Origin of the sequence: Corynebacterium sp. HMSC08A12 (genome assembly GCF_001807485.1) — a bacterium.
In the GTDB taxonomy this organism is placed as follows: Bacteria; Actinomycetota; Actinomycetes; order Mycobacteriales; family Mycobacteriaceae; genus Corynebacterium; species Corynebacterium evansiae.
This window is the reverse complement of the sequence record NZ_KV789173.1, coordinates 117630-131802: the sequence shown is the minus strand read 5'-3', so window position 1 is coordinate 131802 and position 14173 is coordinate 117630. Positions and strand designations below refer to the sequence as shown.

The 14173-nt window shown below is 61.8% G+C and carries 12 protein-coding genes; 5 read left to right on the top strand and 7 right to left on the bottom strand.

Going from position 1 to position 14173, the window contains the following annotated elements:
* Window positions 1-68 precede the first annotated feature (68 nt).
* The 6 genes from HMPREF3166_RS05195 to HMPREF3166_RS05170 all read right to left on the bottom strand — a co-directional run bounded on the left by HMPREF3166_RS05195 (window position 69) and on the right by HMPREF3166_RS05170 (window position 5754).
* On the bottom strand, window positions 69-1205 hold the full coding sequence (locus tag HMPREF3166_RS05195) for a glutathione S-transferase family protein (protein WP_070487987.1): 1137 nt from the start codon (window positions 1203-1205) through the stop codon (window positions 69-71).
* Between the two features lie 33 nt (window positions 1206-1238).
* On the bottom strand, window positions 1239-2135 hold the full coding sequence (sucD, locus tag HMPREF3166_RS05190) for a succinate--CoA ligase subunit alpha (RefSeq protein WP_070487985.1): 897 nt from the start codon (window positions 2133-2135) through the stop codon (window positions 1239-1241).
* 37 nt (window positions 2136-2172) lie between these two features.
* On the bottom strand, window positions 2173-3360 hold the full coding sequence (gene sucC, locus HMPREF3166_RS05185) for an ADP-forming succinate--CoA ligase subunit beta (protein WP_070487984.1): 1188 nt from the start codon (window positions 3358-3360) through the stop codon (window positions 2173-2175).
* A gap of 142 nt (window positions 3361-3502) precedes the next feature.
* The gene (locus HMPREF3166_RS05180; RefSeq protein WP_070487982.1) at window positions 3503-3949 is read right to left on the bottom strand and encodes a DUF1990 family protein; all 447 of its coding nucleotides are present in this window, start codon (window positions 3947-3949) and stop codon (window positions 3503-3505) included.
* 13 nt (window positions 3950-3962) lie between these two features.
* The gene (locus HMPREF3166_RS05175; RefSeq protein ID WP_070487980.1) at window positions 3963-5084 is read right to left on the bottom strand and encodes a M48 family metalloprotease; all 1122 of its coding nucleotides are present in this window, start codon (window positions 5082-5084) and stop codon (window positions 3963-3965) included.
* A gap of 109 nt (window positions 5085-5193) precedes the next feature.
* On the bottom strand, window positions 5194-5754 hold the full coding sequence (locus tag HMPREF3166_RS05170) for a LemA family protein (protein ID WP_070487978.1): 561 nt from the start codon (window positions 5752-5754) through the stop codon (window positions 5194-5196).
* Window positions 5755-5935: 181 nt separating this feature from the next.
* On the opposite strand from HMPREF3166_RS05170, the gene HMPREF3166_RS05165 reads away from it, so the two are divergent.
* The 3 genes from HMPREF3166_RS05165 to HMPREF3166_RS05155 all read left to right on the top strand — a co-directional run bounded on the left by HMPREF3166_RS05165 (window position 5936) and on the right by HMPREF3166_RS05155 (window position 9126).
* Complete coding sequence (locus tag HMPREF3166_RS05165) at window positions 5936-6691, top strand: NADPH-dependent oxidoreductase (RefSeq protein WP_070487976.1); 756 nt, start codon at window positions 5936-5938, stop codon at window positions 6689-6691.
* A gap of 193 nt (window positions 6692-6884) precedes the next feature.
* Complete coding sequence (locus tag HMPREF3166_RS05160) at window positions 6885-8144, top strand: acid phosphatase (RefSeq protein ID WP_070487974.1); 1260 nt, start codon at window positions 6885-6887, stop codon at window positions 8142-8144.
* A 124-nt stretch (window positions 8145-8268) separates the two neighbouring features.
* Window positions 8269-9126, top strand: a complete 858-nt coding sequence (locus HMPREF3166_RS05155; RefSeq protein WP_070487972.1) for a S1 family peptidase — start codon at window positions 8269-8271, stop codon at window positions 9124-9126.
* Window positions 9127-9154: 28 nt separating this feature from the next.
* Here the strand turns inward: HMPREF3166_RS05155 and HMPREF3166_RS05150 are convergent, their stop codons facing one another.
* Window positions 9155-9481, bottom strand: a complete 327-nt coding sequence (locus tag HMPREF3166_RS05150) for a chorismate mutase (RefSeq protein WP_051901652.1) — start codon at window positions 9479-9481, stop codon at window positions 9155-9157.
* Between the two features lie 105 nt (window positions 9482-9586).
* Here HMPREF3166_RS05150 and HMPREF3166_RS05145 point away from each other — a divergent pair, with 105 nt between their 5' ends.
* Complete coding sequence (locus tag HMPREF3166_RS05145; protein ID WP_239317439.1) at window positions 9587-12283, top strand: ATP-dependent helicase; 2697 nt, start codon at window positions 9587-9589, stop codon at window positions 12281-12283.
* 160 nt (window positions 12284-12443) lie between these two features.
* Complete coding sequence (locus HMPREF3166_RS05140) at window positions 12444-14126, top strand: AMP-binding protein (protein WP_237746276.1); 1683 nt, start codon at window positions 12444-12446, stop codon at window positions 14124-14126.
* Window positions 14127-14173 lie beyond the last annotated feature (47 nt).

The following is a 14173-nucleotide window of genomic DNA, read 5'->3' as shown; positions in this document are numbered from 1 at the left end:
AAACCAGTCCAACTTTCGGGGGCTAGTTCAATACCGGCGAGGGGATTTTCTCATTGCTCAGCGAAGTTCTAGTCCAGGCCAAATAGCTCCCGCTGGAATTGCGTGGGGTTCTTCAGCCGCTCGGCGTCCGGCAACTTACCTGGCAGGGTGGTGCCCTCCGCAAACGGCGCACCCGGCAGGTGGTCGCGGCCATGGGGTTGCGCCAGGCCTGAGAGCTCCGGGCCGACCGGGACGATCTGCGTGGGATTCACTTCGCGGTGGACGATGTAATAGTGCTGCTTGATCTCCTTGAAATCGGTGGTATCGCCGAACCCAGGGATCTGGAACAACTCGCGCAGGTAGCCGTAGACATTCGGCATCTCGCTGATCTTGTTCCGGTTCGTCTTGAAGTGCCCGTGATAGACAGCATCGAAGCGGATCAGGGTGGCGTATGCCCGGATGTCGGTCTCCGTGATGTGCTCGCCCAAGATGAACCGCTGGTTTGCCAGGCGCTCCTCCAGCCAATCGAGGACCTCGAATACATCCTCATAGGCTTGTTCGTAGGCATCTTGTGACGCCGAAAACCCAGCCCGGTACACGCCGTTATTGAACTTTCGGAAGATGAAGTCGTTGATCTCCTCCATCTCTTCCCGCTGCTCTGCCGGTGGAAGCAGGTTGGGAGCGCCAGCTCGCTGGTACTCGGTCCACTCTGTTTGGAAGTCGCGGACGATCGAATTGAAATCGTTGGTCACGACCTTGCCGCTTTCTTCCTCCACCAGCGCCGGCACGGTGATGCCCCGCGGGTAGTCCGGGAAGCGCTTAAAGTACGCATCCTGCAGGCGGGGGATCTGCAGTACGGGGTCGACGCCACCCGGATCCAGATCGAAAGTCCAGGAGCGCTTGTCGTGGGTAGGGCCCGCCAGCCCCAGGGAGATCACATCCTCCAGCCCCAGCAGGCGCCGCACGATGACCGCTCGGTGTGCCCACGGGCAGGCGCGTGCGGCGATGAGGCGGTAGCGGTTCGGCTGCACGGGCCAGTGCAGCGCGTCACCAGTGCTTCCACTGTTGCCATCCCCGCCGGCAGGCTGCGGTTCCTCGCCGGTCACGGAAGCAACGATGCGGTCGCCGATGTAATTGGTATCCCGCTTGAATTCGCCGTCCGTCGAGGCATTTTGGGCATCGCCGGCCCAGTCCTTCTGTGATTCTTTCTGAGCTTCCGTGGCCATGCCCTTCCTCCCTGTTGTTCGCCCTATCTAGCGTTAGGCTTCGCCGATCTCGGCGAGCACTTCCCGCATCAGTTCCGCCGCCTGAGTGGGGGTCTTACCCACCCGCACTCCAGCTCCCTCCAGCGCGACCTTCTTTGCCTCGGCCGTGCCCGAGGAACCGCTGACGATGGCTCCGGCATGCCCCATGGTCTTGCCCTCCGGGGCAGTGAAACCTGCGACGTAGCCCACCACGGGCTTGGAGACATTCTTCGCGATGTACTCGGCGGCGCGCTCTTCAGCATCACCACCAATTTCGCCGATCATGATGATCGCCTTGGTCTCTGGGTCATTCTGGAACGCTTCGATCGCATCGATGTGAGTCGTGCCGATAATCGGATCGCCGCCGATGCCAATGCAGCTGGTGAATCCCACATCGGAGAGCTCGTGCATCACCTGGTAAGTCAGGGTGCCGGACTTGGATACCAGACCGATCTTGCCGGCCTCACCGGCGGAATCAGACGGGATAATGCCCGCGTTGGACTGGCCGGGAGAAATGATGCCAGGGCAGTTCGGCCCGATGATGCGGGTCTTGGAGTTCTTCGCCAGGGCGAAGAAGCTTGCTGTGTCGTTGACCGGTACGCCTTCGGTAATGACCACAACCAGCGGCATTTCCGCCTTGATTGCCTCTTCTGCCGCAGCCTTGGTGAACTTCGCCGGGACGAAGATCACCGAGACATTCGCGCCAGTCTCTTCCATTGCCTCAGCAACGGAGGCGAAAACGGGCACCTGCTTGCCGCCTTCGAAGGTGACCGTCTGTCCGCCCTTGGAGGGGTTCACTCCGCCGACAATGTTGGAGCCAGAGTCCAGCATGCGCTGGGAATGCTTCATGCCCTCCGAGCCGGTCATTCCCTGGACGATGATCTTGGAATCGCGATCTAGAAAAATAGCCATAATTTTTCAGTCCTCTACCTGTTGGAATCCGTGGTGCTTATTTGTTCTGATCAGCCTGGGAAGCCAGCTCTGCGGCCTTGCGCGCGGCGCCGTCCATCGTGTCTTCCCGCTGCAGATTCGGCAGGTTGGCATCGTCCAAGAGCTTCCGTCCCTCTTCTGCATTGTTGCCATCTAGTCGGACAACGAGGGGCTTTGGCTCGATTCCTTGGGTGTGGAGGATCTTGTAAGCCTGAATGATTCCGTTGGCAACCTCATCGCAGGCGGTGATTCCGCCAAAAACGTTGACCAAGATCGACTGGACTTGCTCATCCGCCAGGATGACCTCCAAGCCATTGGCCATGATCTCGGCATCGGCACCACCGCCGATGTCCAGGAAGTTGGCGGGCTTCGGCGAACCGGGGAATTCCTCGCCGGCGTAGGCGACCACATCCAGGGTGGACATCACCAGGCCGGCACCGTTGCCGATCACACCGACCGAGCCGTCCAGCTTCACGTAGTTCAAGCCCATCGTCTGGGCCTTCAACTCCAGCGGATCGGTGGTGTTGTGGTCCGCCAGCTCGGAATGCTCCGGGTGGCGGAAGCTTGCATTGTCGTCCAAGGTCATCTTGCCGTCAATCGCCAGCAGCTCCCCGGAATTGGTCTTGACCAGCGGGTTGACCTCGACCAGGGTGGCATCTTCGCCAACGTAGGTTTCGTAGAGCCTCTTCAGCACAGGCACCAGCTTCTCCACATCGTCTGCGGGGAAGCCGGCATCTTCTGCAATTTCGCGAGCAATGGAGTCCGTCAGCCCCTCCAGCGGGGAGAAATTGCGCCGGACAAGCGCCTCCGGCCGCTCCTTGGCCAGCTTTTCAATGTCCATGCCGCCCTCGCGCGACAACATGGCAAGGTACTGGCGCTGCGTGCGGTCCAGCATGATGGAGAAGTAGTACTCCTCGGCAATGTCCGCCCCCTCGGCAACCATGACCTTGCGCACGGTGTGCCCCTTAATATCCAGCCCCAGAATGTCCTTCGCCACCGCGGCTGCTTCGGCCGGCGAGTGGGCCAGTTTTACACCCCCGGCCTTGCCACGGCCACCAACCTTCACCTGGGCCTTTACGATTACGGTGCCGCCTAGCTTCTCAGCAGCCCGTTCAGCTTCCGCAGATGATGTAGCAACGATGCCCTGCAGGACAGGTACGTCGTAGTTTTCGAAAAGATCTCGAGCTTGGTACTCGTATAGATCCACTTAAATTCTCCATACAGTCTGTAGGTGGGAAAAGTCAGAATATGCGACGAGCCCACTTATGACCTACCTCACTTTGGAGGCAACTTTGTGAGCTCTCAGAAACCATCGTAATGAAAAAATGCATACTCGACAGAAAGCGCTGCTAGCTATCGTCCAGGGCGCGTAGGTAGAAGCGGCGGATAAGGGCACGCCGCGGCAGGTCGATGACTGAGCGCAGCATGGGGAAACGGGCTGGCTGAGACTTGGCGTCAATAAGAAAAAGAACCCTTCCATCCTGCAACCGCTCGAGGGTGAAGGTCTCCTCGCCTCGTTCGGCGTGGCCGGGGAGGGTGCCATAAGTAAAGCCGCAGCGGCCGGGCGCGGAGAAAGCGTCGACCACCCGGCAGCGAAACGTCCACGGCCCGAAGCCGAGCGCGACCTCGGCACCGGTTTCCACGACCTCGTGGGTGGGGCGCACGCGGAACAGGCCGCTGCGCTGAACACCCCAGCGGAAAAGCCGGTCGGAAGCGGCATCAAAGTCCGCGTCGATGACCCGCGACATGTGCAGCTCCGGGAAGCCGTCGGTCGAGGTGTAGGAGAGGGGAGTCATAGGAAGCCCCAGGCTACTGGATGTGCCCGGCGATCTGTGCGTGCTCTGGGACGTAAGGGACGAAACCCTGCACGTAGGCACCCATGGCAATCAGCGCGTTGACCCTTTCCCAGATCGGCGGGTGGGTAGCGGAAAAATTCCGTTTCTTCGTCATGGCGCGCTTGAAGACGGACCCCTTCTTGCTTGCGTCGGAATTGTGGAAGCCCTGGATGATGTCCTGCTCCGGCGCGTACAGCGCCAGGGAGCCAGGTGTGCCGTACATGGAGTTCTGCACGGTTGAAGGGTTCGCCTGGTGGAACGCGCGGATAGTGATCAGGGCTTGCGCCAGTGCGGTGGGGTTACGACACAGGGAGACCCCGTGGCTATCGGCCTGTTGCTCGCGGTGGCGAGACATGTAGGCTCTGGCGATATTGGCCAGCGCAGGGGCGGCGAGGATTACACAGAAGGAGATCAGCAAGATCACGATGGCGGCGATAGCGTTTCCGCCGCCGTTCGAGTTGGAGCTAGAGCGGCTCCGGTTGTTGTTGCTGAAGCTGCCGTAGATAAACACCGACTGCAAGATGGAAATAACAGATGCGATGGCCACCAGCTGCGTCATCACGCGATTATCGTCGGCGGTCAAGTGGCTCATCTCGTGGGCAATGACCGCCTGCATCTGCTCGCGATTCAGCAGGTACCCAAGCTCTTCGGTGACGACGATGGTGCCGGTATGGGGCTTGTTGCGCTTGCCTCCCAGGGCGTAGGCATTGGGCACTCCGGTGCCGATGAGCACATAAACCTTCGGCGGGGAGGGCAGGCCTGCGGCGATCGACATCTCTTCCACGATGTTGTAGACCATGCCCTTTTCCATTTTGCGCTTTTCGCCACCGATGGCGGAAATCACGGTCTTGGTGGAAAAGAAATACGAGTACAGCAGGATCAGCGCGGCAACCGGGATGGCGACTCCGGCGGAGATCAGGATGACCTTGCCCAGGGTGTTGTAGTCAATATCGCTACCCTGGATGCCCACGTAGGCCGCACAGGCGCACGCGACGATGGAAAGCTGCAGTACAAACACGTTCGCAATCCACGCGACGGCGATGCCTTTGCGTAGCTGCGAAAGCGATTCGTCAAAGGTTCTTGGCTGGTTGGACATTGTCCGTTATCCGTCCTTTCAGCACTTTCAGTGCTCACGAGTCCTGCCCGCTAGGTGCGACGCTTAAGAAGCGGAAGTGGCATTGAGGGGGCGGGGCAGGGCAAGAAAGCTAGAAAGAAACGTCCGGAGCCTGGCGCTTGGACTCTTCCACCTGGAAGAAGCCGAAGGGCTGGAAGCCATGCACGGAAGCGACGATGTTGGTCGGCACGGACTGAATTGCGGTGTTGTAGGTGTTCGTGGAGGCGTTGTAGTACTGGCGGGCGAAGCCTACCTTGTTCTCGGTGGAGGCGAGCTCCTCCTGCAGCTGTTGGAAGTTGCGGGAAGCCTGCAGCTCCGGGTACGCCTCGGCGGTAGCGCGCAGCGTGGCCATGGTGCGGCCGAATACAGCGTCGGCCTGGGAGGCATCCTGCACGCTGCCGGTCGCTTGGGCGCGTTCGGTGGCGGTACGCAGCTCGGCGATGTCGTGGAACACCTTGGCTTCGTGGTTGGCATAGCCCTTGACGGTGGCGACCAGGTTGGGGATCAGGTCGCCGCGGCGCTGCAGCTGGGTATCGATCTGAGCGTACGCCTCGTTAACCGAGTTCCGCTTCTTGACGAGGCCGTTATACATGGCGAACCAGATGATGGCGAGGACTACGAGGATGGCGAGGATGATAACTGCGATGATCATGTAAGCAATACTTCCTTGGGAAACTCTTGAACGTACCTATCTAGAAAAGCTCAGCGCGTGGCGGTTAGGTAGCGAACCGCACAGGCTAACAGTATTGGAATGTATTATCGCCAACGTTTGTTCCCGGCGCAGGCGGGGAAGTCGAAAAATTTTTCTTGCTAAGGCTGGCTAGGGTGGGGGCATGCCTACAAACTCAAACCCGATGGTCGAACGTCAGCTTTCCCACCGCACGATCAGGGAGTTCACGGATCAGCCGGTGGATGACCAGACTCTGGAAACCATCTATGACGTAGCCATGCGCACGGCATCTTCCCGCGGGATGCAGCAGGCCAGCATCATTCGCGTGACGGATACGCAGCTGCGGGAACGCCTGGCGGAGATCGGCAACCAGGAGTACGTCCGCCGCGCGCCGGTGTACCTGTTGTTCCTGGCGGATACGGCGCGGAATGCACAGATCTTGCAGGAAAACGGCGGTGACCCGCGGGCCGCTGGGCGCACGAAGGCTTTTGTGGAGGCCTTCACCGACGCCTGCCTGATGGCGCAGAATGTGGTGAACGCCGCCGAGTCCTTTGGCCTGGGCGCCAATTATCTGGGCAATATTCACAACGACACTGCCGGGGTGATCGAGCTGCTCGAGCTGCCGCGCTACACCTTCCCAGTGGTGGGGCTTACCCTGGGGTGGCCGAACCAGGATCCGCAGCTGAAGCCCCGCATGCCGCGCGATTTCCGCGTGATGGAGAACGGTTACCAGGCCAGCGAGAACCTGACCGCCGACCTGGCGGATTACGATGCGGAGATGCGGACCTACTACGACCTGCGAAACGCCAACCAGCGCGTGGATAGCTTCACCAATCAGGTTTTAAAGAACTTCCCCTTCACCCGTGATAGCAACGATGACTCGTTGCAAGCTGCGCGCTGGCAAGGCTTTATTGTTTAGCGCTTTATTTTTTAGCGTTTTTCTTTGTGACGCCCACAGCGTCACCCGCGCCTAACCTCAAATTAACCTGACGTTCAGAAACCTGGGTTAGTATCCGCAGGAGTTTATAAAACTATTGCAATAGTCGCCGGGCGGGCCTGGAAGCTTGGCGTCAAAAAAATTGCAGGACGAGACTTCAAGGGTGAGAGAAAAAGTGACCAAGAACAAGAGCCTCAAGATCACCATGGCCACTGTGATGGCTACGACCATGTCCCTTTCCGTAGTGAACGTGGCGCCGGCGGTTGCAGTGCCGACCGTGCCGACGATCGCGGGTTCCGAGGGAGTACCGGGTTACCCGCACCCGGTGCAGCACCCGGGCGCCCCAACTCCGCAGCCTTTCGGCCCGGAGTACCTGGGCGGCTACATCTCTGACATCAGCTCCCACGGCTACGGCGTGTACCTGGACGTCGTCGACGGCTTCAACGATGTGCGCGCCAACCACCCGGCAATCATGCAGCAGAACCTGGACAAGGTTGTGAAGATCAACAACGCTGCGCAGAGCAACCCGTCTGCCATCCAGCGTGCGCAGAAGGACGCCCGCGCGGACAAGGCGGGCGTGATGGATGCGTTCTCCGACTCGCTGGGTGCCGAGCTCGGCCGCCACTTCCGCGACGCGCTGCGTGAGAACCGCCTGCCGAAGACCCAGTACCTGTTGGGCAACGGCTACCTGGCACGCGCAGGCGGAGTTGCATCCTCCACCTTCGTGGAGAAGATGGTTTTCGGTTACGACCGCCCGTTTGTGGTCGCTCCGGAGCGCATCAAGAAGTACGAGGACGGCCAGAACAAGTACTACGGCACCTCCAAGTCCTACCCGTCTGGTCACACCAACCAGGCCGTGTGGTCTACCACTCTGCTGGCGCTGACCCTGCCGGAGCTGGCTCCGCAGATCCTGGCTCGTGGTTCCGAGGCTGGCAACAACCGCATTGTCATGGGCGTGCACTACCCGCTGGACGTCATGGGTGGCCGCATGTCCGGCACCGCAGCTGCCGCCGACCGCTGGAACGATCCGAAGATGCGCGACGCAATACAGCAGGCGGGCAAGGAGCTGCGCGCGGAGCTGGAGTGGCGCGCAGGCCGCCCGATCGCCGAGGTTGTGAAGAGCGACAAGGCCTACCGCTCCACCGACCAGGCTGTGCGCGAGTACACCGACCGCATGACCTACGGCTTCCCGAAGATCTACCGCAAGGATGCGCCGATGATCGTGCCGCAGGCCGCACCGGATCTGCTGCTGCCGAAGTTCCCGAAGCTGAGCTACAACCAGCGCGCCTCCATCCTGCGCCAGACCGCCATTCCGTCCGGTTCTCCGCTGGACGATCAGGGCCCGCGTGGCTCCTGGCAGCGCCTGAACATGGCTGCCGCATTCGCCGCAAAGGTCAAGGTCAACGGCGACGGCAGCGTCACCGTCCTGCGCTAATTGCCCGCTCACCGGCAGCTAGTCGGCGCCACGCAGCGCGAGGCGGGGGAGCAGGGGTAACCTTGTCCAAATTGTTACCTCTGTGACGCATGTGAATCCGTGTTTCTGCGATAGGGTTGGGCTCATGTCAGCCGCATCTGTATCCACTCAAACCCCAGCTGGGCGCTCCTTCAACAGCGCCATTCGTCGCCGCCTCGGAGCCCTTGTGGCGGGCGTGGCGCTGGCCGCCTCCGCCGTTTTCGGCTCGGCCTTCACCGCGCCAGAGGCCACCGCCGCGCCCGCGGGTTCCGCAGATGCATTCCTGCAGGCCACCGGCCAGCCAGGCCCGCACCGCGTTCCGGGCCACTACTTCACTTCTCCGGGCATTCCGCAGGCTCAGCGCGCCGCGGCGCCCAGTGTTCTGGCCGGGCCTTCGATGCCGATCTACGTTGGCAACAACATCTGCACCCTGGGTGTGGTCGGCTACGACAAGGCCGGAAACAAGGTGGGCATCACCGCAGGTCACTGTGGTGGGCCCGGTGCTCGGGTCGTTTCTATGGATGCCGAGGGGGCCGGCCAGATCGGCACCGTCGTCCGCAACGGCTACCCGGATTACGCCGTGATTAAGTTCAACAACAAGGTGCGCCTGACCCGCGGCTACAACAACGTTCACCTGAACGCCCTTGGCGGCCCCACCCCGGCCAGCCTGCAGCAGATGTGCAAGACCGGTGTGGCTACCGGAGTTTCCTGCGGCCCCATGCTGGCCATCTCCGGGCCGTTCCTGGTTTCCCACCTGTGCGGCTCTATGGGGGATTCGGGCGGCCCGATCTACGTCGGCAACCGTCTGGTCGGCATCGTCAACGGAGGCGTGGCCAACCTGCCTTCCTGCACCACCCCGCTGCAGGGGCCGCTGCACGCGCCGACGGCCGGTGCGGCGTGGAACGTGATCGCTGCAGACCTCAACGCGGCCGGCGGGGTGGGAGCCGGATTCCGCCTGGCCTAGTCCAGTTCCGGCGGGTCCCAGCTGACCCTTAGCCCAAGCGCCCTCTGCCTAGTTGCAGCAGGGCCTTTGCTATTTCTACGCCCTCTGGGCCGAACTCCCCGCGGAACTGGTTAATGATGGCGACCTCGCGGGTATAGACCAGCTTCGTGCCACCGGAACCCAGGCGCGTCTTGCCGATTGCTTTCGATACTTCGCTGCGACGGTGGATTGCGTCGATGATGACGCGGTCGAGGCGGTTGATCTCCTCGCGGTAGGATTGAATCTCTGAATCCGACAAGGGATCGTCCGTGCCCGAGGGCATGCGGACGGTGAACTCGTTGGGCTTCGACGAAGCCGCAGAATCGTTGTCGCTCATGCGTTGTATTCTACCGCTAGTCCGGAAGCCGAGATCCGCAAGAGCCCCCCGGAGAGAGGCGCCAGCGGGTTTCGGGAAATTTTTTGAGGGAGCACGAAGGGAAACATGAACAACCAGCACGATCCGTTCGCCGACCTGCCGCTGCCTGAAGAACCGACGCTCTTCGACGACGAGGTTCCGCCGCCGGAGGACGAGCTGCCGCCGGAGGGGTACGAAAGCGTGCTGGCGAACATGCACTCTGATAGTCCGCAGCCTGTCCCGCAGCCAACACAGCCGCACCACACACCGGCGCAACCGCGCAGGGATGCTGGGGCGGTCGCGGGGGAGAAGGGGCGTCACAAAGAAAAGCTCCTCGAAGGGCTCAACCCGCAGCAGCGGCAGGCGGTCGAGCACATGGGCAGCCCGCTGTTGATCGTGGCGGGCGCGGGCTCCGGCAAGACGAGTGTGCTGACGCGCCGTATCGCGTACCTACTGGCAAACGGGGTGGCGCCGTGGCAGATTCTGGCGATCACCTTCACTAATAAGGCGGCGGCGGAGATGCGCGAGCGCGTTGTGGACATGGTCGGGCCGCAGGCGGAGCGCATGTGGGTCTCCACGTTCCACTCCTTTTGTGTGCGCGTGCTGCGCGCCAATGCGCACCTCGCGCCGGGGCTGAACACGAACTTCAGCATCTACGACTCGGATGATTCCAAGCGCCTGATGACGATGATCATCAAGGATGCCTCGCTGGATCTGAAGGAGTTCTCGCCCCGTGGGGTGCTGAATGTGATCTCCAATTGGAAGAACGAGCTGGTCGGTCCGGCCGGGGCGCTAGAGGAAGCGCAGCGCGACTCCAACCCCCACACCGCCCAGATCGCCACGCTGTACAAGACGTATCAGAACCGCCTGCGGGCGGCGAACGCGGTGGACTTCGACGATCTGATCGGTGAGGTTGTGGCGATCCTGAACAACAACCCGGACGTGCGCGAGCACTACCGGCGCCGCTTCCGCCACATCATGGTCGACGAGTACCAGGACACCAACCACGCGCAATACGAGCTGGTGGCAGCGCTCGCGGGTAAGGGGAAGGCCGAGTGCGAGTTGTGCGTGGTGGGCGATGCCGACCAGTCGATCTACGCCTTCCGCGGCGCGACGATCCGCAACATCGAGGAGTTCGAGCGCGACTACCCGGATGCGCACACCATCCTGCTTGAGCAGAATTACCGCTCCACCCAGAAGATCCTTTCCGCTGCGAACGCGGTGATCGACCGGAACCAGGGCCGCCGCCCGAAGAAGCTGTGGACGGATTTGGGTGATGGCGAGCTGATCGGCGGCTACGTTGCGGACAACGAGCACGACGAGGCGAACTTCATCGTCGAGCAGATCGACGACCTGGTGGATAACGAGGGCTACTCCTACGGCGACATCTCGATCATGTACCGCACCAATAACGCCTCTCGTGCGATCGAGGACGTGCTGGTGCGCTCCGGCATGCCGTACAAGGTCGTCGGTGGTACGCGCTTCTACGAGCGCCGCGAGATCCGCGACATCGTGGCTTATCTCAAGGTATTGGATAACGCGGACGACACGGTGGCGCTGCGGCGCATCATCAACACCCCGCGGCGCGGTATCGGGGATAAGGCCATTGCACAGGTCACTGTTCACGCGGAAGGCCAGGGAATCGGTTTTTCGGCTGCTCTTGGTGACGCCGCCGCGGGGAAGGTGGCTGGCCTTTCCGCACGCGGCCGCAATTCCATTGGCAAGTTCCTGGAGATGATGGACGCGCTGCGGGCGGAGACAGAGTCTATGGTGATGACGGCCTCAGACGGGTCCGGCCTGGGACTGCCCGACCTGGGGCGGGTGATCTCCGCGGTGCTGGATGTGACCGGCTACAAGGAGCTGCTGGAGAAGTCCAACGACCCGCAGGACGGTGCGCGCCTGGACAACTTGAACGAGCTGGTGAGCGTGGGGCATGAGTTCTCGCAGGAGTCGGCGAACCTGAAGGCGTACGAGGAGATGCCGGGTGGCAGCGGTGGGAGCGACGGTGCCGACGACAGCGCCGAGAACAGTGCCGACCCTGCCGACGCCATGCTCGCCGAAGGTGAGGCGCCGCTGGGCAGCTTGCAGGCTTTCCTGGAGCGCGTGAGCTTGGTGGCGGACGCGGACCAGATTCCCGCGGACGAGCAGGACATGGTGACTCTCATGACGTTGCACACCGCCAAGGGGCTGGAGTTCCCCGTGGTGTTCCTGACCGGCTGGGAGGACGGACAGTTCCCGCACATGCGCGCCCTGGGCGACCCGATGGAGCTGGCCGAGGAGCGCCGCTTGGCCTATGTGGGCATTACCCGCGCGAAGCAGCGGCTGTTCCTTACCCGCGCGATTACGCGCAGCGGTTGGGGCGCGCCAGTGAACAACCCGCCGTCGCGCTTCTTGTCCGAGGTGCCGGAGGATTTGATGGAGTGGATCCGCGAGGAGCCCGCCCGCTTCGGCAGTGGTGTGGATTCCGCCTGGGGTGGCGGTGGCTATGCCGATGGCACCAGCTTCGGCGGCTCAGGCGGCTGGGGTGCGGGATCCAGCGGCTGGGGCGGCCAGTCCTACCGGAAGCCGGCGAAGAAGTCGAAGCCTGTCTTCGGGGCCGGAGCGAAGAAGAACCAGGATCTGGACTTGGCGGTGGGGGACAAGGTCAACCACGACAAGTACGGCCTGGGCACGGTGAAGAGCGTGGACGGTAGCGGATCGCACACGACCTGCATGATCGACTTCGGCAGCCAGGGCACGGTGCGTCTGATGCTGTTCGGCGGCGTGCCGATGGAGAAGCTCTAGACCCCTGGGGGCTGTGGCGGCACGCCCGAGCAGGCGTGTTGCTGGAGTGACGAATGTGGCTAATGTTGCGCAGAAAATATTTTCTTAATGTAACGTAACAGCATCCTCTTTCGATGGGTTAGGCGTAACTAGAAGGGTATTAATGCAGAACAATCAACAAGTGACTTCCAAATTGCAAGACCTTAAGCACCTGGGCGAGGCCGCCTGGGCGGAGACCCACGCTATTGCCACTGGCCTGGGAACTGCGCTGAAATCGGGCGTAGTCGTCAGGGGTGGCGGGGTTAAGGGGAAAGCCAAGCTGGTCGAGAGCATCGCCCGCTACGGCTTCACCGCTGGACGTCAAGCGTGGTACGCCGCAGAAGTGGCGCCGAACCGTACGGCCATCATCGATGACATCGGCGAGCGTACGTATGCGGAGGTTCGTAGCGATTCGCTGGCCTTCGCCCGCGCACTGCAGCGTATGGGTCTGGGGCCGGGAAAGAATATTGCGGTCATGGCCCGCAATTCCCGCGTGGTCGTCTACGCGCTGGTCGCCAAGGGATTCATCGGGGCGGACATTAGCCTGCTCAACCCGGCTTCCAGTCCAGTCCAGCTGCAGAAGAGTATGGATGAGCTGGATGTTCACACCATCATCATTGATGAGGAGTTCGCGGACAGGCTGCCCGCGGACTATTCGCGCGCCAAGGTGATCATCGGCTATGCGGAGGATCTGGAGAACCCGCAGGCTCCGAACCCGGAATGGAAAACCTTCCAGCAGGTCATTGACCGCGCCCCCTCCGAGACGGAGGAGAAACTGCCCACGATCCCGAAGCGTGGCTTCATCACCATCTTGAGCTCCGGCACCTCTGGCACCCCGAAGGCCGTAGTGCACCGGGAGCCGCCCATCCCGACTCCGCTGGCGGACCTTGTCACCTGGATCCCGTGGCGGGCGGAGATGATGATCCAGCAGACCGCCTCGATGTTCCACTCGTGGGGCTGGGCGAACCTCAACCTGATCTTCGCCCACCGCGCGACCGTGGTGTTCCGCCGTGACTTCGACCCAGTGCAGGCGATGGAGGACGTCGATCGTTACAAGGTCAACGGCATCATCACCTCGCCTATCTTCATCAAGGAGCAGCTCAAGGTCGCGCAGAACGGCGACTACGACGCTTCGTCGATTGAGTTCATCGTGTCCTCTGGTAACGCCATGCACGAAGATCTGCTCCGCGGCCTGCACAAGCAATTCGGTCCCGTGGTCTGCAACTTCTACGGATCCACCGAAAACAGCGTGGTCGCCATTGCAAAGAGGGAGGAACTGGTCGAGAACCCGGCTCTGGCCGGGCGCCCGGTGCGTGGCGTGCGCGTCAAGATCTTGGACGACGACGGCAACGTGCTGCCGCCGAACACCCCGGGCCGCATCTATGCCCGGGGCACCATGACCATGCGCCGCTATGCCCACACGCGCGATCAGATGAAGATCAAGCACGGGCTGCTGGAGATCGGCGACCGCGGATACCTCGATGAGGACGGTCGCCTGTTCGTGCTCGGCCGGGCGGACGACATGATCATCGTCGGCGGCGAGAACGTGTACCCGCGCAGCGTGGAAGAGGTGCTGGCGCCGATGCCTGGCATTCGAGACCTCTACGCAAAGGGCGTGGACGATGAAGAGAGCTTTAAGCGCATGGCCGTCTGGATCGTGCGTGAAGACAACCCGGAGGGCGAGGCGCTGACCAAGGAGTCTGTCCAGGAATGGGTCAGCGACAACCTGGCGGAGCACTCCGTTCCACGTGAGGTTACGTTCCTGGATAAGCTTCCGCGAAACGCAACTGGTAAGGTCATGCCGGCAAAGCTTCCGAACAGCTAACATTTTCGCTTCTCGATCGATAGCCTTAGTACGGCATAAAAACACAT

Excerpts from the sequence above, each read along its gene's own strand:
- HMPREF3166_RS05195 (WP_070487987.1), bottom strand. The coding sequence starts at position 1,205 with ATGGCCACGGAAGCTCAGAAAGAATCACAGAAGGACTGGGCCGGCGAT.
- sucD (WP_070487985.1), bottom strand. The coding sequence starts at position 2,135 with ATGGCTATTTTTCTAGATCGCGATTCCAAGATCATCGTCCAGGGAATG.
- HMPREF3166_RS05180 (WP_070487982.1), bottom strand. The coding sequence starts at position 3,949 with ATGACTCCCCTCTCCTACACCTCGACCGACGGCTTCCCGGAGCTGCAC.
- HMPREF3166_RS05175 (WP_070487980.1), bottom strand. The coding sequence starts at position 5,084 with ATGTCCAACCAGCCAAGAACCTTTGACGAATCGCTTTCGCAGCTACGC.
- HMPREF3166_RS05170 (WP_070487978.1), bottom strand. The coding sequence starts at position 5,754 with ATGATCATCGCAGTTATCATCCTCGCCATCCTCGTAGTCCTCGCCATC.
- HMPREF3166_RS05165 (WP_070487976.1), top strand. The coding sequence starts at position 5,936 with ATGCCTACAAACTCAAACCCGATGGTCGAACGTCAGCTTTCCCACCGC.
- HMPREF3166_RS05155 (WP_070487972.1), top strand. The coding sequence starts at position 8,269 with ATGTCAGCCGCATCTGTATCCACTCAAACCCCAGCTGGGCGCTCCTTC.
- HMPREF3166_RS05150 (WP_051901652.1), bottom strand. The coding sequence starts at position 9,481 with ATGAGCGACAACGATTCTGCGGCTTCGTCGAAGCCCAACGAGTTCACC.
- HMPREF3166_RS05145 (WP_239317439.1), top strand. The coding sequence starts at position 9,587 with ATGAACAACCAGCACGATCCGTTCGCCGACCTGCCGCTGCCTGAAGAA.